The sequence below is a fragment of the Serratia sp. NCCP-200 genome (assembly GCF_059697885.1).
In genome coordinates this window covers 138266-154521 of sequence record NZ_BAAKUJ010000007.1, presented here as the reverse complement: position 1 = coordinate 154521, position 16256 = coordinate 138266, and the positions used below count along the sequence as shown (strand labels likewise).

Below are 16256 nucleotides of genomic sequence, written 5' to 3'. Positions count from 1 at the left end.
CAATTTTTATTACTTCCCAGGGAAATTTATGTTCACCGACACCATCAACAAATGTGCTGCCAACGCGGCACGCATCGTCAAACTGGCCAAAGAGAGTCCGCTCGGCTTCTGGATCAGTTCCGCTATGGCCGGGGCCTATGTCGGATTGGGTATTATCCTGATCTTTACCCTCGGCAACCTGGTGGATCCGTCTATCCGTCCGTTGGTCATGGGTGCCACCTTCGGTATCGCACTGACGCTGGTGATCATCGCCGGTTCAGAGCTGTTCACTGGCCACACCATGTTTCTGATGCTGGGCGTCAAAGCCGGTACCATCAAGCACCGCCAGATGTGGGCCGTGCTGCCACAAACCTGGTTGGGTAACCTGCTCGGTTCGGTGCTGGTTGCGCTGATGTATTATTACGGCGGGGGTAGCCTACTGCCGATGGATACCAGCCTGGTACATACCGTGGCGCTGGCCAAAACCACTGCCCCGGCAGAAGTGCTGTTCTTCAAAGGTGTACTGTGTAACTGGTTGGTTTGCCTCGCGATCTGGATGGCATTGCGCGTTGAAGGCGCGGCCAAATTCATCGCCATCTGGTGGTGTTTGCTGGCGTTTATCGCTTCCGGTTACGAGCACTCGGTGGCTAACATGACGCTATTTGCCCTGTCCTGGTTCGGCCACCACAGTGAAGCCTATACCCTGAGCGGTATCGGTCATAACCTGCTGTGGGTGACTCTGGGCAATATGGTCTCTGGCGCCGTCTTTATGGGCCTCGGTTACTGGTATGCCACGCCACGTGCCCAACGTCCACAGGCTGAGATTGCCGCCGCTCGCCAAACCGCATAATGATTTTGGGGGTGAGCGATCGCCCTCGTTAGCCACTTCCCCGAGGATTGCCGATGGATTACTTACCCATTTTCTGCCAACTGCAACACAAAGCCTGCCTGCTGGTCGGCGGCGGGGAAGTCGCTGAACGTAAGGCTCGCCTGCTGCTGGACGCCGGTGCGCAGTTAACCGTCAACTCGCTCGAATTCAGTGAGCAATTCCTGATCTGGGCCGAACAGGGCCAAGTGACTCTGGTAGAAAGTGAGTTTTCTGCCGACTTGCTGGCAGAAAAATGGTTAGTGATTGCCGCCACCGATCGGGTGGAAGTCAACGCCCTGGTTTATCAGTGCGCCAACCAACGGCAGGTGTTCTGCAACGTGGTGGACGACCCCAAACGCGCCAGCTTTATCATGCCTTCGATTATCGATCGTTCGCCGATTATGGTGGCCGTTTCTTCCGGGGGCAAAGCCCCGGTGCTGGCACGTCTGCTACGGGAAAAACTGGAAGCCATTCTGCCGCAGCATCTGGGTCAACTGGCTCAGTTGGCGGGTTCATTGCGCCAGCGGGTAAAGCAGGAGTTTGCCAGCATTGGCGCTCGTCGCCGCTTCTGGGAAAGGTTGTTCGTACACGACAGACTGGCGCAGTCCCTGGCCAACGGCGATACCCCGCAGGCCAACCAGCAGGTTGAAAAGCTGTTCGCCGATCGGCCTGAAGAACAGGGCGAAGTGGTGCTGGTAGGCGCAGGCCCCGGCGATGCTGGCCTGCTGACGCTGAAAGGTCTGCAGCAGATCCAACAGGCTGACGTGGTCGTTTACGACCGCCTGGTCTCTGAAGAAATTATGGCCCTGGTGCGCCGCGATGCCGAGCGTATCTTTGTAGGCAAGCGTGCCGGATACCACTGCGTACCACAGGAACACATCAATCAGATCCTGGTGGAGCAGGCCAGACGAGGCCTGCGTGTCGTCCGGCTAAAAGGGGGCGACCCCTTCATCTTTGGCCGGGGTGGCGAAGAACTGGAAACGCTGGCCGAAGCGGACATTCCCTTCTCGGTAGTACCGGGGATCACTGCGGCTTCAGGTTGCTCGGCTTACAGCGGCATCCCCCTCACCCACCGCGATCACGCGCAAAGCGTGCGTTTGGTGACGGGGCACGCCAAGGCCGACGGCGGATTAGACTGGGCACAGCTTGCCGCCAAACAGCAGACGCTGGTGTTCTATATGGGGCTAACTCAGGCGGCAGAAATTCAGCAGCAGCTGACCGCTCACGGTATGGCGGCCTCAATGCCCGTAGCTCTGGTCGAAAACGGCACCTCAACTCGCCAACGTGTGATAGAAGGCGAGCTGGCGCAACTGGGTGAGCTAGCCAAACAGGCTGCCAGCCCAAGCCTGATTATCGTTGGCAGCGTCGTCAGCCTGCGCCGCAAGCTGAACTGGAATGCCTGCCGGCAGACACCAGCAGACCTCAGCAAAATTGCCTGATACAGGATCTCGGCCGTTGGTTAGCCAGCGGTCGTGATTTCCTGCCTACAGCGGCGAACCTAAACATTGGTTAAACAATGACCCGTTACTGACCCATCGTCCAGACATAAAAAGGTCATAAAACATACTGACACGCAATGAAAAACCCGTGTGAGATACAAGTTATTAACATATAAGCAGCAATTTAGATCTTGATCTGAACGGATGAGATGGCTATTTTTCACCCTCTTTTTGCTTATTATTTAATCTTGTTTATTGTTATGACTTTGAAATCTTTTACTACCTTCAGCCTACTTATTCTTACTATCCTGCTGGCTAGCCCTGCATTTTCATCTCCTTTTAGAGATGAGGGCACTGCCACCACGAAATCGTCCGTACCTGATGATAAAGAGATACGGGACAGGATCCTTTCCGAATTTGCCCAGTGGGAAGGCGTGAAATACAAGCTTGGCGGGGCGTCGAAAAAGGGGATCGACTGTTCATCGTTGATGCAGGAAATCTATCATTCTGCCTTTGCGGATATGCTCAATGAGCGTTTGCCGAGAACCACGTCCCGGCAGATCGGTCACGGCGTGGGTACAACGCGTGCCGACCTCCGGCCTGGCGATCTGGTCTTCTTTCGTATGACATCCGCAGAACGCCACGTGGGGGTTTACATCGGCGATGAACAGTTTATTCACGCTTCAACCAGCCAGGGCGTAAAAATTTCCAGCCTGCAAAATGACTACTGGGTAAAACGCTACGCCACCGCACGCCGCGTGATTGTATAATCCGCGCTCTCTTTCCCAGGATCAATTCGGCAAAGTGGATATCCGGGAACTTGACTCCCTGATTGGCAGGATAACCCTGCCACAAAAAAGCGGCCATCTATGGGCCGCTGTTTATTGCTACCGTTACGCAGTATCCGTTAAGGATGCGGTACAAAACCTACGGCTTCATACACCTTCGCCAAGGTTTCCTGCGCGCGTGCACGAGCTTTCGCCGCGCCATCACGCATCACCTGCTGTAACAGAGCCTCATCGTTGCGGAAACGGTGATAACGCTCTTGCAGCTCGACCAACATACCAGACACGGCCTCTGCTACGGCGCCCTTCAGGTGACCATACATCTGGCCCTCAAATTCGGCTTCCAGTTGGGCAATGCTCTTGCCGGTCACGCCGGAAAGGATATCCAACAGGTTGGACACCCCCGCTTTATTGGCAACGTCGTAACGGATGACCGGCGGATCCTGGGAATCGGTCATCGCACGTTTGATCTTCTTGGTCACCGCCTTCGGATCTTCCAGCAGGCCGATCACGTTGTTACGGTTATCATCCGACTTGGACATCTTCTTGGTTGGCTCTTGCAGCGACATCACGCGCGCGCCGGATTTCGGAATAAACGGCTCCGGCACCTTGAACACGTCGCCATACAGCGCGTTGAAGCGCTGGCCGACGTCACGGCTCAGTTCCAGATGCTGCTTCTGGTCTTCACCGACCGGCACCTGATTGGTCTGATACAGCAGAATGTCTGCCGCCATCAGCACCGGATAGCTGAACAGACCGGCGTTGATGTTTTCCGCATAGCGCGACGACTTGTCTTTGAACTGGGTCATGCGGCTCAGTTCACCGAAATAGGTGTAGCAATTCAGCACCCAGCTCAGTTGCGTATGTTCCGGCACATGAGACTGCACGAAGATGGTGCTTTTCTCTGGATCGATACCACAGGCCAGGTACAGCGCCAACGTATCCAGGGTGGCTTTACGCAGCTGTTGTGCATCCTGACGCACGGTGATGGCATGCAGATCGACGATGCAGTAGATGCAATCAAACTCGTCCTGCAGCTGCACCCACTGGCGCAGCGCCCCCATGTAGTTGCCGATAGTCAGTTCACCGGACGGCTGCGCGCCGCTGAAAACGATGGGCTTACTCATAGTTAAATTTCCCGATCTTCTAAAGATGACAGCCCAAGTGCGGGCAACAAATCGGCGAAGCGCTCCAACACGCGGTCGGGATGGCTCAGGGCGATCGCTTCACCGTAGTTATATCCGTAAGTCAGACCGACGCTCGGGCAACCTGCCGCCTGCGCCGCCTGAATATCATTGCGTGAATCACCGACGAACAGCACTTCACCGGCCCGCAGGCCAAGCTTGCCGAACACCAGATACAGCGGAGCAGGATGTGGCTTTTTCTCCACCACGTCGTCACCGCCGATGATCAGCGAGAAAAAGTCGATAATGCCGAGCGCCGTCAGCAAAGGGGCCACAAAGGGTGTCGGCTTATTGGTGACCAGCGCTAGCGGGTAGCCCAGCTTGGCCAACTGGGCCAGCGTCTCTATTACCTGTGGAAACAGGCGGCTGCCGCTTTCTACGGTTTGCCCATAGAAATGGTCGAAACGTTGACGCATTTGCAGGCACAGTTCCGGCGTGGCTTCTACCTCTGCCCAGCGCAGCGCACGCTGGACCAGCACATCGGCACCGTTACCAATCCAGGTGCCAACACGGGCCTCACCGGCCTGCGGCAGACCCATTTCCGCCAACGCCATATCGATGGCCGCCGCCAAACCCGGCGCACTGTCTACCAGCGTGCCGTCGAGATCGAAGGCCAGACCACGGATAGCGCTAAAATCAGCCATGAGTCACCTTGGCCAGTTCGCTGCGCATTTGATCAATCACCGCGCGGTAATCCGGCTTGCCAAAGATGGCCGAGCCTGCCACGAACATGTCCGCGCCCGCCGCTGCGATCTCGGCAATATTGTCTACCTTCACGCCGCCGTCCACTTCCAGGCGAATGTCACGACCGCTTTCATCGATCAGTTTGCGAACCTGACGCAGCTTGTCTAACGTGCCGTGGATAAAGGATTGACCGCCAAAACCAGGGTTGACCGACATCAGCAGGATCACGTCGATCTTGTCCATCACGTAATCGAGATAGCTCAACGGGGTCGCTGGGTTAAACACCAAGCCCGCCTTGCAGCCGTTCTCTTTGATCAGTTGGATGGTACGGTCAACGTGTTCGGAAGCTTCGGGATGGAAAGAGATGTAGGTTGCCCCTGCCTTGGCAAAGTCCGGCACGATGCGATCGACCGGTTTTACCATCAGATGGACGTCAATCGGTGCGGTAATGCCGTAATTGCGCAAGGCTTCGCACACCATTGGCCCGATCGTCAGATTAGGCACGTAGTGGTTATCCATCACGTCAAAATGCACCACGTCGGCGCCGGCGGCCAACACTTTGGCAGTATCTTCACCCAGGCGGGCAAAATCTGCAGACAGAATGGACGGGGCAATCAAAAACTTTTTCATCCGCTTCTCCAAACGTAGGGGTCGAGTTATTCCGCTTTTTTATACAGCGCCAGAAGTTCGTTCACTTTACTGCGGCCTAAAATATTGCGGCTGATGGTGCGACGAGCCTTCACCACATGCAGCGAAGCATGTTGATACCAGTCACGCGTCAGCTCGGTGTCATGGTTGGAAATCAACACCGGCACCTGGCTTTCAACCGACAGCTGATGCGCAATGCGCGCCAGCCCTTGCTGATCGGCCAGGCTAAAGCTGTTGGTGTGATATGCGGTAAAATTCGCCGTTGCCGACAGAGGAGCATAAGGCGGATCGCAATAGACCACCGCACCTTGGGTCGCCTTCACCATGGTATCGTGATAGTGCTCGCAGACAAAAGTGGCATTGCGTGATTTTTCAGCAAACCAATACAGCTCTTCTTCCGGGAAGTAGGGTTTCTTGTAACGCCCAAACGGCACATTGAACTCACCACGCAGGTTATAGCGGCACAGGCCGTTATAGCAGTGGCGGTTCAGATACAGGAACAGCAGCGCGCGCCGATACTCATCGGTGGTGGTGTTGAACTCTTCGCGCAGCAGGTAGAACTGCTCAGAGTTATTGAATTCGTCGGTGAAAAGCAAGCGGGCATCGCGCACGAAATCATTCGTGCGCAGCTTAACGATGTTATACAGGCTGATAAGGTCGCTGTTGATATCGGCGAGAATATAAGCCTCATACTCTGTGTTCAGGAAGACTGAACCCGCGCCCACGAAGGGCTCGATTAAGCAGTTACCCTCTGGTAAATGACGACGGATCTCGTCTATCAGCGGGTATTTTCCACCAGCCCATTTTAAAAAAGCGCGGTTTTTCTTCATGCCGTCAGTTAGCTACTTATTACAATTCAGAGCGGCGGATATGTACTCTGCTTCAGACAGCACATCAGCGCACAAAATTAATGATTATTTTTTCAGGTCTTGCTGTACTTGCTGTACAGGACGGACCCATGGTTTTTTCGCCTGAACTTCCGCCGGCAGCGTAGCGATAGCACGCTTGGCCTCCGCCGAAGAGGCGTAGTTGCCGCTCACTAACACATACCAGGGTTTCCCATCACGTTTGGTCTCGTACACCATAAAGTGTGGCAAATTCTGTTGCTTGGCAAAGGCATTCAACGTATCGGAGCGTGAGGCACTGCTCAACTGCAGCGTGTAATGGCTACCCGGTGCGGTTTTCAGTGAGCTTCCGCTGCCGCTCACCACACCACTCTTGCCTTTGGCCGGTGGGGTGTAAACCGTGGTGGTGGTCGCAGAAGGTTTGACCGATGCTGTCGGCTTGGTGGCTGCTGGCTTGGAGGCAGGCGTTTTATGCGGCTGCGTCGCAGCGGTTGCATTGTTATTCGCCGCCGGACGCGCGGCAGCACCGTTCATCACGGTTGCCGGAGCGGTTGGCAAAGCGGAAACCGGGGCATTGAGACTTTGCGCGGCAGCAGCATCAACCTGACCTTGTTGTGAAGACAGGGCGTCTGCCATGTTGCCTGGCAGATCGACACGCTCACCAGCACCACCCTGTGGTACTACAGGTTGTGCTTCAGTCGGCGTGCTGGAGATAGGTGGAACGCTAACAGTCTGGGGCTGAGAGGTACTGACACCGTTGTTATCGTTGGTATCCGTAGTGCCGCCCGCAACACCGTTGTTGCTGGTGGTCAGCGACGATGAGCCCGACAGATTGATGTCGCGGGTTGCCCCTTGTTGCGCGACCTCGTGCTTGGTGGGGGCCTTCAGCGCCGAACCGATACCGATGATCAGCAACAGCAGCACCAAAATGCCAATCCCAATCATCATATGCTGGCGTGAAACGGCAAAACGCGGCCCAGTTGCGGCTGGCCGACGTGAACGCGAAGGACGGCGATCGCTGGTATCAGGCCTGAGATCGTCTTCTGGTTTAAATTCATCCATCTGAAACCCTCCAACTAGAGGCAAAATCTCGCCACCCAGGTGGTTCGAGACTATTAACCCGATGATGGCAAAGCGACATCTGTCTCGCCCTGCGCACAATTTTTATAGAGTCTAACAGCAGCCAAGCTACTGTTATAGCCCGCAAGCTCAAGCACTGTCGACCTGCGTCAAATTACGCCATCCATGGAATTGCCAGGCGGGCAAGGTGCAGCCCGGATAGCAGCAGAGCAACGGCTGCATATCGACCTGGCGAAACGTTAACGTTATTGAGTGTAACCGACTTACGCGCGCTGTGTTGGTAAACAGTCAGCGATGGATGCCAGCACCAGCTCATGGGCGACACCGCCACGAACTTCTGCTTCACCAATGCCCTTCGGCAATACCAAACGCAACGCCCCCGCCAACACTTTTTTATCACGCAGCATGTGTGGCAGATAGGCCTCAGGCGTCATTTCCTGCGGCCCGCAAACCGGCAACCCGGCGCGCAGCAGCAGCGCCTTGATCCGTTCGATATCGTCAGCCGAGAACTGGCCCAGGCGACGTGCTGTTTGCGCAGCCATCACCATGCCAGCCGCCACGGCTTCACCGTGCAGCCAGACACCGTAGCCCATTTCGGCTTCGATGGCATGGCCGTAGGTATGGCCCAGATTGAGCAACGCCCGCAGACCGTTTTCACGTTCATCGGCAGCCACCACTTCGGCCTTCAATTCGCAACAGCGGCGGATGCAGTACGCTAACGCGTCCATATCCAGCGCAACCAGCGCATCAATATTATTTTCCAGCCAGACGAAAAAATCACCATCGAGAATAATCCCGTATTTGATCACTTCCGCCAGACCAGAGGAGAGTTCACGCGCCGGTAAAGTACGCAGGCAGTCCAGATCTACCACCACCGAAGCCGGTTGGTAGAAGGCGCCGATCATATTTTTACCGAGCGGATGATTGACGGCGGTTTTGCCGCCAACGGAGGAGTCCACCTGCGAGAGCAGCGTGGTAGGAACCTGGATAAAACGCACACCGCGTTGATAGCACGCTGCGGCAAAGCCGGTCAGATCGCCAATCACGCCGCCGCCGAGGGCAACTAACGTGGTATCGCGACCGTGGGGCTTTTCCAGCAGCGCCGAGAACACCTGCTCGAGTACGGCCAGAGATTTATACTGTTCGCCATCAGGTAGAATCACCTGATCCACCACTACGCCGCCCTGTTCCAGCACCGACCGGATCCGCCCCAGATACAACGGTGCCAAAGTCTGGTTGGTGACCAGCATGACCTGTTCACTCGCCTTTAGCGGCATAAAAGAAGCCGGATCGTCAAACAATCCGGCGGCTATGGTAATCGGGTAGCTACGCTCCCCAAGCGTTACGGTAATTCTCTCCATGTCGCGCTCAGTTCTCGGTGTGGTTTATCCCCGCCAACGCGGGGAACACAATCAGAATTTCCGCATTTGCCCGCGGCCAACACGGAACCCGCTATCAGTTACTTTCCAGCATGTTGATAATCTGGTTGGCAACCACTTTAGCGCTTTGATCGTCGGTGCGGATAGTGACATCTGCAATTTCTTCGTACAACGGATTGCGCTCTCTAGCCAGCGCTTCCAGCACCTCACGCGGAGGAGAGTCTACCTGCAGCAGCGGACGCTTCTTGTCGCGCTGAGTACGGGCCAACTGTTTCTCGATAGTGGTTTCCAAATAGACCACGACACCACGCGCCGACAGGCGGTTACGCGTTTCACGCGACTTAACCGAGCCCCCGCCGGTAGCCAGCACAATCCCTTGCTTTTCCGTCAGTTCATTAATGACTTTTTCTTCACGATCGCGGAAACCTTCTTCCCCTTCCACGTCGAATACCCAGCCCACGTCAGCTCCGGTACGTCGCTCAATTTCTTGATCGGAGTCGAAAAACTCCATATTGAGTTGCTGAGCTAACTGACGGCCAATAGTGCTTTTGCCGGCACCCATAGGCCCAACCAGAAAGATATTGCGTTTCTCTGCCATGTTTTTCGGTATTACTAAGACAATTCGTTAATGATAACCCGCCCCGCCAATCAAATTAGCGGCGGGACCTAAACTGAAACCTCATGAGCGATAGTGCGAGATCAGACGAAAAATTATCTCAACACTCTTGGTAGTTTGGCAACCGAATAAATCACTATCCACGCCGCAGGAGGGAAACCATACGTTTTTAACGGCGTCTTATACCCTATGGATCCCAGGTTTCAGCCTGGAAGACGACGGGTACAGCATTAACAAAAAAACCTCGGTGCTCAATTCGGTAACCCTTGTAAGCTAAATCTGCCGCAGCGTCAAACTCAGATGCCTCTAAGGCACGAAAAAAAGTGCATTTGCTTGCCAACTTTTAAGCGTTTTCAACGGCTAGGATTTTGGACCAAGACCTCATGAACCGAGCATTGCAGCGAGATCTCCGCCTGGAGTTTATCTGAAAAAGTCACGGGATGTCGTGATTTGGCAGATTAACGGCAACTTTCGTCGGTTTCCCTCATTTGGCCTTGGCGTCATCACCGTGCCAAACATCACGATCGAGACAATTTAGACTTTAACCAGTGTGGGCGTGATGAAAATCACCAACTCGCGCCTTTTATGCTGTTGGTTGCTATGTTTGAACAGCGATCCCAGCAAGGGGATATTGCCCACGCCAGGGACTTTATCGGCCGTTTGGTTGCGCTGACGCTGAAAAATGCCCCCTAAGACGATGGTTTCACCATCTTTCACCGTCACCTGGGTTTTAATCTCCTGCTTGTCGATCGCCAGCGCCTCTCCTTCGCCCTGTTTGATCGAACGCCCGGGCATATTCTGGCTGATCTGTAACGCCAGGGTGATGCGGCCATTGGGCAAAATCTTCGGCGTGACTTCCATGCCCAGCACCGCGTCCTTGAACTCGATCGAGGTGGCACCGCTGGAACCGCTCGACACCTCGTAGGGGATTTCCGTGCCCTGTTTAATGCTGGCGGTTTGCAGATGTGCGGTAAGCAGGCGCGGGCTGGCGATAATCTCCACCTGATTTTCCTGCTCCAGCGCCGACAGCTCCAGATCCAGGATGCGCCCGCTGATACGTGCCAGGTGGAAACCGGCCGTTATGGCGCTGTTCTCTACCGGCAGACCAACGCTGAAATTGTCTATCCGCAGCTTTTTAGCTGGCCTTTCTTCTGCCGCCAGCCCCCACCTTACGCCAAGCTCCCGCAAATTCTCGCTGCTGATGGTGACAATATGGGCAGCCAGTTGTACCTGTTCCAGCGGGGTATCCATTTCTGCCACCCAGGTTTTCAACTGGGCCAGCGCCTGAGCGGTGTCACGCAGCAGCAACGCGTTGGTGCGTTTATCCACCACGACGCTGCCACGCTCGGTCAATAATTTGCCACGTTGGCTATCCAGGCTCTGCGCTATCTCGCTGGCCTCCGCGTTTTGCAGCGTGATCGTCAGGTTGTGCAGCGGCTCCTGCTGCGCCAACGCCCGCTGCCGACGAAGCAGCTCCTGTTCATCCGGCAGTGGGAAAACCATCATCACATTGCCCTCCAGCGTCATCGTCAGTTTGCCCATGCGTAACACCACGGCCAACGCCTGCTGCCAGGGAACATTGTCCAACCGCAGCGTCAGATTGGTATCGACACCCTCGGCGGCCACCAGGTTCAAGTCTTGATACTCCGCCAGCGCCTGTAAAATCAGGCTGACCGGGGTATCATGGAAAGCCAGCGACACCGGCTTTTCCTGCTTCACGTCCGCCATCACCGCCAAAGGGAGAGCCAGCCACCCCACCAAAAGCCACTGATATCCTTTCATCACTTTTCCTTACGGTTTTTCCCCAACGTGAGCACCACACTACTCGTGCGTGGCCGACATGCTTCGGCCCTATCCTGCGCCACGAGTTCAAGCTGCCGGGGCTGGATCTGCATCACTTGCCAATCCCCATCCAGCACCCGCTGCCGGGGCAATAACCCCAACCACTGCCCCTGCGGGGTGACCACCCAGCCATAGCGCAAATCCGGCGTGCCAATAATCCCTTTCAACCGCCAATCCTCCGGTGAAACGGCAGGATCGGCGCAGGCCGCCGTTAGCGGTGGCTGGAACGGATCGCGATACTGTTCAGCCCACAGCGGGGCCGAGAACAGCAGCCAAAACCACCACGCCTTATTCATCCAACGCCTCTTCTGAGCTAATCAGAGTCAGTTGAGTGGTTAACCCTTCGGGCTGCCTCTCGATTTTCATTTGCCCAATCCTGCGGGTGGAGGGCAGCACCTCCAGCAAGCGCAGCAAGCCCTCGAAATCTAGCTGTAACCTTATCTTTTGTTGGGCTGATTTCTCCTGCTGCTGGAAACGTAGCAGCCGCCCCCCAAGCTGATAGAGCTGAGCCCCCAAATCCCCCGGCTCATCAGGCACGATCAACACCTGCTGCCCTAACCGCTGCTCAAGCTCTGCTAACGGCGGTAGCTGGCTCAGTTGCTGCTGACGCTCGGCAATCTGGTGTACCAACTGCTGACGCTGCTCATCCAGCCTTTCCCACCGTTGCCATTCCCCCGTGATCACCCCACTGCAGGCCAACAGCGCAACCCCGGCTAATACCAGCCATTGAGCCGCCAGCAGTTGCCAGCCAGGCCGGGCGAGCCAGGGGATCAGCCAGTCTGGCAAGGGCTTATCCATCCTGCCCCCAGCGTGCCGTGACAGTGAACGCCAGCCCTCCCTCCTTACGCTGCGTGACTTCAACCAGGCGACAGCCCTGCAACAAAGGTAGCGCGGCCAACCGTCGTTCAAAGGTGACGATCTCCCCATACGCCCCACCTTGTCCCCGCAGCAAAATCCCCCTGGCGTTCTCTTCAAAATCCGTGAGCCACAGGGTTTCAGGCAGCGTTACCGAGAGCTGCTGCAATAGCGACAGGTAACGCAGGTTGTGCGCTCGATTATGCTGGTAACGGTCGCTTTCTGCGGCTAAACGGGCCAGTTCGGCCATCTTTTGCTGCGTCTGTTGAATACGCTCTGCCAGCTCAGTGTGTTGCTGCGTTAAGTCCTGCAATATCGAATGTTGCCTGGCCTGTTGGTAGAACAGCAAAAAGTAGGCTGCCGTGAGCATAGCCAGCACCAGCAGCAATTGAGCAACGAAGCAGCGTAACCAGAAGGTGTAGCGCTGCCGCTGCCGTCTGAGGCGCCAGGGCAACAGATTGACCTGATACATCAGGCATCCTCGCGGCGCAGAGCCAACCCGCCAGCCAGAACAAACGCCATTGGCTGAGCGGGCAGCGGCGGGTATAAGCGGCTGAAAGCCGTGAACGGTGACCAAGGCATGGCACCTTCTGGCGCGGCCTCCTCCAGCACGCTGCTGTAATACACCTCTTTAGTCCCCATGGCTGGGCAAGCTGAACGCAGGGCTGCCAACGCCTGCTTGACGCCGACGGCTTCCCCCGCAGGCAAGACACCATACGCAAAGGGCATCGCTCGCGGTGCTACCCATAACCATTCCGACTCCAGGCGATGCAGCAGCCCGGCATCGGGAGCCAAGCCGGCAAATGCGGCCATCATGCTGAGCGCACTGGGGGCGATATCGATCACTTGGGGATGCAGGTCCACCTGTTGCAGGCAATGCAGCCATTGTTGCAGCTCCTGCTGGCGGGCCGCGGTGAGCAGCAGCTGATGGGTATTGGGCTGCGCCTGACGGTAATCCATTGCTAACGTCTGGCTGTCTAACGGGAACTGTTTCAGACCCTGGGTGGTGATGTAGTCGTGGCGAACCGGCTCCTGCAAGCGCAGATCCGGCAGGGGTAACGTCTGCTGTAAAACCCGCTGCGCGGGTAAAGCAATGCGTAAGGAAATATGTCTTGGTAACCGGCTACGCCACTGCTTGAGTACCTCCACCAGCATCGCAGAACTCTCTAAATGCCCCGCCCGCAGCGCCGAATAGGGCAATGCCTGTTGCCACCAGTGGCGCAATTGCCAACCGTTACGCCGACGCTGCGCAGCCAGCGCTCTGATGCTGTGATCCTGGATATCCAACCCCACCTGCCACGTTTGAGAAAACATATTTCACCCCACCTCCGTACCCTCAGATAACAAAAGAACATATCCATGTTGCAGGCTTGCCTTTATACTACCGCGCGGTTGTTTATAAACTGCCCAATTGACATGAAATGGGAAATCTCAGGTGAAGTTCGTAAAGTATCTTTTAATCCTTGCAGTGTTTTGCATCGTGCTGGGAGCAGCCTCGATTTTTGGCTTGTACAAATATGTCGAGCCACAGCTGCCCGATGTCGCAACGCTGAAAGACGTGCGGCTACAAATCCCGATGCAGGTTTACAGCGCGGAGGGCGAACTGATCGCCCAATATGGTGAAAAACGCCGTATTCCTCTCAAGCTGGACCAAATCCCACCGGTGATGGTGCATGCCTTCATCGCCACGGAGGACAGCCGTTTCTATGATCATCACGGGGTCGATCCCGTTGGTATCTTCCGTGCCGCATCGGTCGCGCTGGTTTCCGGCCATGCTTCGCAGGGGGCCAGTACCATCACCCAGCAGTTGGCCAGAAACTTCTTCTTGAGCCCGGAACGCACCTTGATGCGCAAAATCAAGGAAGCCTTCCTGGCGATCCGCATTGAACAGATGCTGACCAAGGATGAAATTCTTGAGCTGTATCTGAACAAAATCTATCTGGGTTACCGCGCTTATGGCGTGGGTGCTGCCGCGCACGTCTATTTTGGTAAGGATGTCAGCCAACTGACGCTGAGCGAAATGGCCACCATTGCCGGATTACCCAAGGCACCTTCTACCTTTAACCCGTTGTACTCCCACGATCGGTCCGTAGCGCGTCGTAACGTGGTGCTATCGCGAATGCTGGATGAGCGCTACATCACACAGGCGCAGTACGATCAGGCCCGCAGTGAACCTTTGGTAGCCAATTACCATGCGCCGGAAATCAGCTTCTCCGCCCCTTATCTTTCAGAGCTGGTGCGTCAGGAGATGATCAAGCGTTACGGTGAAAACGCCTATACCGACGGTTACAAGGTGTACACCACCATCACCAAGCGGCTGCAACAAGGTGCGCAGGAGGCGGTACGTAACAACATCCTCAACTACGACATGCGCCACGGCTATCGCGGCCCGTCAAACGTGCTGTGGAAAGTGGGTGAGCCTGCCTGGGATCAGAAACAGATTGTCGATTCACTGAAGAACCTGCCGAACTACGGCCCGCTGTCTCCTGCGGTGATCCTGCAGGCGGATGCCGAACAGGCTACCGCCATGCTGGCCGATGGCAGCCGCATTGCGCTCCCTATGTCTGGCATGCGCTGGGCACGTGCGTTCAAGAGCGATACGCTGCAAGGCCCTACGCCGAAGCGCGTCACCGACGTGGTGCAGCCCGGCCAACAGATCTGGGTGCGTAAAGTTAACGACAACTGGTGGCTGTCACAGGTGCCGGACGTGAACTCGGCGCTGGTGTCGCTCGATCCTAATACTGGCGCTATCAAAGCGTTGGTCGGCGGCTTCGATTTCAACCAGAGCAAGTTCAACCGCGCAACCCAGGCGCTGCGCCAGGTGGGGTCCAACATCAAACCGTTCCTGTATACCGCGGCGATGGATAAGGGCCTGACGTTGGCCACCATCCTCAACGATCTGCCGATCACCCGTTGGGATGCCGGTGCCGGTACCGACTGGCGGCCGAAAAACTCGCCACCTACTTACGACGGTCCTATCCGACTACGCCAAGGCCTAGGCCAATCGAAAAACGTGGTGATGGTGCGGGCAATGCGCGCCATGGGCGTGGACTATGCCGCTGAATATCTGCAACGCTTTGGTTTCCCTGCGCAAAACATCGTGCATTCGGAATCGCTGGCGCTAGGTTCGGCTTCGTTCACCCCGCTACAGGTGGCTCGCGGCTATGCCGTGTTGGCCAACGGTGGCTATCTGGTTGACCCGTACTTCATCACCAAGATCGAAGACGATACGGGTAACGCGGTATTCGAAGCCAAACCGAAAGTGGTCTGCGATAGCTGCAACCTGCCGGTGATCTACGGCGATACGCATCGTTCAGCCATGCTTTCCGATGATAACGTCGAGAACGTGGCGGTATCGCAGGAAGGCAACAATGCCAACGTCCCGATGCCACAGCTTGAGCAGGTAACCCCGGCACAGATGCAGCAGGATAACGACCAGCAGTATGCACCACATGTGATCAGCACCCCGCTGTCGTTCCTGATCCGTGATGCATTGAACACCAATATCTTCGGTGAACCGGGCTGGATGGGTACCGGCTGGCGCGCAGGCCGCGATCTTAAACGCCATGATATCGGCGGCAAAACTGGTACGACCAACAGTTCGAAAGATGCCTGGTTCTCCGGCTACGGCCCAGAAACAGTGACATCGGTGTGGATCGGTTTCGACGATCACCGCCGCAATCTTGGCCGTTCCTCCGCTTCAGGTGCTATCCCGGATCAGATTTCCGGTGGTGAAGGTGGAGCGAAGAGTGCTCAACCGGCTTGGGATGACTTTATGAAGGTGGCGCTGGAAGGCCTGCCAGAGCAGAAAGTCACTCCACCGCCGGGGATTGTCAGCGTGACCATCGACAAGAGCACCGGCAAACTGTCCAACGGGGGCGGGGGTAGCCGTTCCGAGTACTTTATCGAAGGCACTCAACCCACGGAGTTCTCGGTACATGATGCCGGAACCACCCTGACAGACCCTGGTGGCGAAAGTCACGAGCTGTTCTAAAAACGACAATGGCCAGAGCAATCTGGCCATTTTTTTATCTTAACCGGCGGGCGCCGCA

16 protein-coding genes are annotated in these 16256 nt (G+C 56.1%); 4 read left to right on the top strand and 12 right to left on the bottom strand.

What is annotated here, in order from left to right; genetic code table 11:
- Positions 1 to 28 precede the first annotated feature (28 nt).
- From nirC to AC6HVW_RS20920, 3 genes are all read left to right on the top strand, one after another.
- The gene (gene nirC / locus AC6HVW_RS20930; protein WP_021807475.1) at positions 29 to 829 is read left to right on the top strand and encodes a nitrite transporter NirC; all 801 of its coding nucleotides are present in this window, start codon (positions 29 to 31) and stop codon (positions 827 to 829) included.
- 53 nt (positions 830 to 882) lie between these two features.
- Positions 883 to 2286, top strand: coding sequence for a siroheme synthase CysG (cysG, locus tag AC6HVW_RS20925; RefSeq protein ID WP_071681343.1), 1404 nt, complete (start codon positions 883 to 885; stop codon positions 2284 to 2286).
- Between the two features lie 209 nt (positions 2287 to 2495).
- Entirely contained in the window at positions 2496 to 3056 is a 561-nt protein-coding gene (locus AC6HVW_RS20920; protein WP_186486506.1) for an NlpC/P60 family protein, read from the top strand.
- Between the two features lie 137 nt (positions 3057 to 3193).
- On the opposite strand, the gene trpS is transcribed toward AC6HVW_RS20920, so the two are convergent.
- The 12 genes from trpS to pilM form a co-directional block, all read right to left on the bottom strand.
- Complete coding sequence (gene trpS / locus AC6HVW_RS20915) at positions 3194 to 4198, bottom strand: tryptophan--tRNA ligase (RefSeq protein ID WP_021181695.1); 1005 nt, start codon at positions 4196 to 4198, stop codon at positions 3194 to 3196.
- A gap of 2 nt (positions 4199 to 4200) precedes the next feature.
- Complete coding sequence (locus tag AC6HVW_RS20910) at positions 4201 to 4899, bottom strand: phosphoglycolate phosphatase (protein ID WP_071681345.1); 699 nt, start codon at positions 4897 to 4899, stop codon at positions 4201 to 4203.
- Positions 4892 to 5569: a ribulose-phosphate 3-epimerase gene (rpe, locus tag AC6HVW_RS20905; protein WP_021807472.1), complete on the bottom strand. Its 678-nt coding sequence runs from the start codon at positions 5567 to 5569 to the stop codon at positions 4892 to 4894. Before rpe ends, AC6HVW_RS20910 begins: the two co-directional genes overlap by 8 nt.
- A gap of 26 nt (positions 5570 to 5595) precedes the next feature.
- Entirely contained in the window at positions 5596 to 6417 is an 822-nt protein-coding gene (dam, locus tag AC6HVW_RS20900) for an adenine-specific DNA-methyltransferase (protein ID WP_071681346.1), read from the bottom strand.
- 84 nt (positions 6418 to 6501) lie between these two features.
- Positions 6502 to 7494: an SPOR domain-containing protein gene (locus tag AC6HVW_RS20895; protein ID WP_021807470.1), complete on the bottom strand. Its 993-nt coding sequence runs from the start codon at positions 7492 to 7494 to the stop codon at positions 6502 to 6504.
- Between the two features lie 281 nt (positions 7495 to 7775).
- Positions 7776 to 8873: a 3-dehydroquinate synthase gene (gene aroB / locus AC6HVW_RS20890; RefSeq protein ID WP_186486507.1), complete on the bottom strand. Its 1098-nt coding sequence runs from the start codon at positions 8871 to 8873 to the stop codon at positions 7776 to 7778.
- Between the two features lie 94 nt (positions 8874 to 8967).
- Positions 8968 to 9489 (bottom strand): shikimate kinase AroK, encoded by a 522-nt coding sequence (aroK, locus tag AC6HVW_RS20885; protein ID WP_005271698.1) that lies wholly within the window; start codon positions 9487 to 9489, stop codon positions 8968 to 8970.
- A gap of 552 nt (positions 9490 to 10041) precedes the next feature.
- A complete protein-coding gene (gene hofQ, locus AC6HVW_RS20880) occupies positions 10042 to 11289 on the bottom strand; it encodes a DNA uptake porin HofQ (protein ID WP_071681350.1) in 1248 nt (415 codons plus the stop codon).
- Positions 11289 to 11645: a DNA utilization family protein gene (locus AC6HVW_RS20875; RefSeq protein ID WP_071681352.1), complete on the bottom strand. Its 357-nt coding sequence runs from the start codon at positions 11643 to 11645 to the stop codon at positions 11289 to 11291. The genes hofQ and AC6HVW_RS20875 overlap by 1 nt, the downstream gene beginning before the upstream one ends.
- Positions 11638 to 12147 (bottom strand): type II secretion system protein M, encoded by a 510-nt coding sequence (locus AC6HVW_RS20870; RefSeq protein WP_071681354.1) that lies wholly within the window; start codon positions 12145 to 12147, stop codon positions 11638 to 11640. The genes AC6HVW_RS20875 and AC6HVW_RS20870 overlap by 8 nt, the downstream gene beginning before the upstream one ends.
- Positions 12140 to 12676, bottom strand: a complete 537-nt coding sequence (locus AC6HVW_RS20865) for a PilN domain-containing protein (RefSeq protein WP_071681356.1) — start codon at positions 12674 to 12676, stop codon at positions 12140 to 12142. Before AC6HVW_RS20865 ends, AC6HVW_RS20870 begins: the two co-directional genes overlap by 8 nt.
- Positions 12676 to 13518 (bottom strand): type IV pilus biogenesis protein PilM, encoded by an 843-nt coding sequence (gene pilM, locus AC6HVW_RS20860; RefSeq protein ID WP_071681358.1) that lies wholly within the window; start codon positions 13516 to 13518, stop codon positions 12676 to 12678. Before pilM ends, AC6HVW_RS20865 begins: the two co-directional genes overlap by 1 nt.
- Before the next feature lie 121 nt (positions 13519 to 13639).
- On the opposite strand from pilM, the gene mrcA reads away from it, so the two are divergent.
- A complete protein-coding gene (mrcA, locus tag AC6HVW_RS20855) occupies positions 13640 to 16198 on the top strand; it encodes a peptidoglycan glycosyltransferase/peptidoglycan DD-transpeptidase MrcA (RefSeq protein ID WP_071681359.1) in 2559 nt (852 codons plus the stop codon).
- Positions 16199 to 16256: the final 58 nt, after the last annotated feature.

Excerpts from the sequence above, each read along its gene's own strand:
- rpe (WP_021807472.1), bottom strand. The coding sequence starts at position 5,569 with ATGAAAAAGTTTTTGATTGCCCCGTCCATTCTGTCTGCAGATTTTGCC.
- hofQ (WP_071681350.1), bottom strand. The coding sequence starts at position 11,289 with ATGAAAGGATATCAGTGGCTTTTGGTGGGGTGGCTGGCTCTCCCTTTG.
- AC6HVW_RS20875 (WP_071681352.1), bottom strand. The coding sequence starts at position 11,645 with ATGAATAAGGCGTGGTGGTTTTGGCTGCTGTTCTCGGCCCCGCTGTGG.
- AC6HVW_RS20865 (WP_071681356.1), bottom strand. The coding sequence starts at position 12,676 with ATGTATCAGGTCAATCTGTTGCCCTGGCGCCTCAGACGGCAGCGGCAG.
- AC6HVW_RS20895 (WP_021807470.1), bottom strand. The coding sequence starts at position 7,494 with ATGGATGAATTTAAACCAGAAGACGATCTCAGGCCTGATACCAGCGAT.
- AC6HVW_RS20910 (WP_071681345.1), bottom strand. The coding sequence starts at position 4,899 with ATGGCTGATTTTAGCGCTATCCGTGGTCTGGCCTTCGATCTCGACGGC.
- dam (WP_071681346.1), bottom strand. The coding sequence starts at position 6,417 with ATGAAGAAAAACCGCGCTTTTTTAAAATGGGCTGGTGGAAAATACCCG.
- nirC (WP_021807475.1), top strand. The coding sequence starts at position 29 with ATGTTCACCGACACCATCAACAAATGTGCTGCCAACGCGGCACGCATC.
- cysG (WP_071681343.1), top strand. The coding sequence starts at position 883 with ATGGATTACTTACCCATTTTCTGCCAACTGCAACACAAAGCCTGCCTG.
- AC6HVW_RS20920 (WP_186486506.1), top strand. The coding sequence starts at position 2,496 with ATGGCTATTTTTCACCCTCTTTTTGCTTATTATTTAATCTTGTTTATT.
- aroB (WP_186486507.1), bottom strand. The coding sequence starts at position 8,873 with ATGGAGAGAATTACCGTAACGCTTGGGGAGCGTAGCTACCCGATTACC.
- AC6HVW_RS20870 (WP_071681354.1), bottom strand. The coding sequence starts at position 12,147 with ATGGATAAGCCCTTGCCAGACTGGCTGATCCCCTGGCTCGCCCGGCCT.
- aroK (WP_005271698.1), bottom strand. The coding sequence starts at position 9,489 with ATGGCAGAGAAACGCAATATCTTTCTGGTTGGGCCTATGGGTGCCGGC.
- pilM (WP_071681358.1), bottom strand. The coding sequence starts at position 13,518 with ATGTTTTCTCAAACGTGGCAGGTGGGGTTGGATATCCAGGATCACAGC.
- trpS (WP_021181695.1), bottom strand. The coding sequence starts at position 4,198 with ATGAGTAAGCCCATCGTTTTCAGCGGCGCGCAGCCGTCCGGTGAACTG.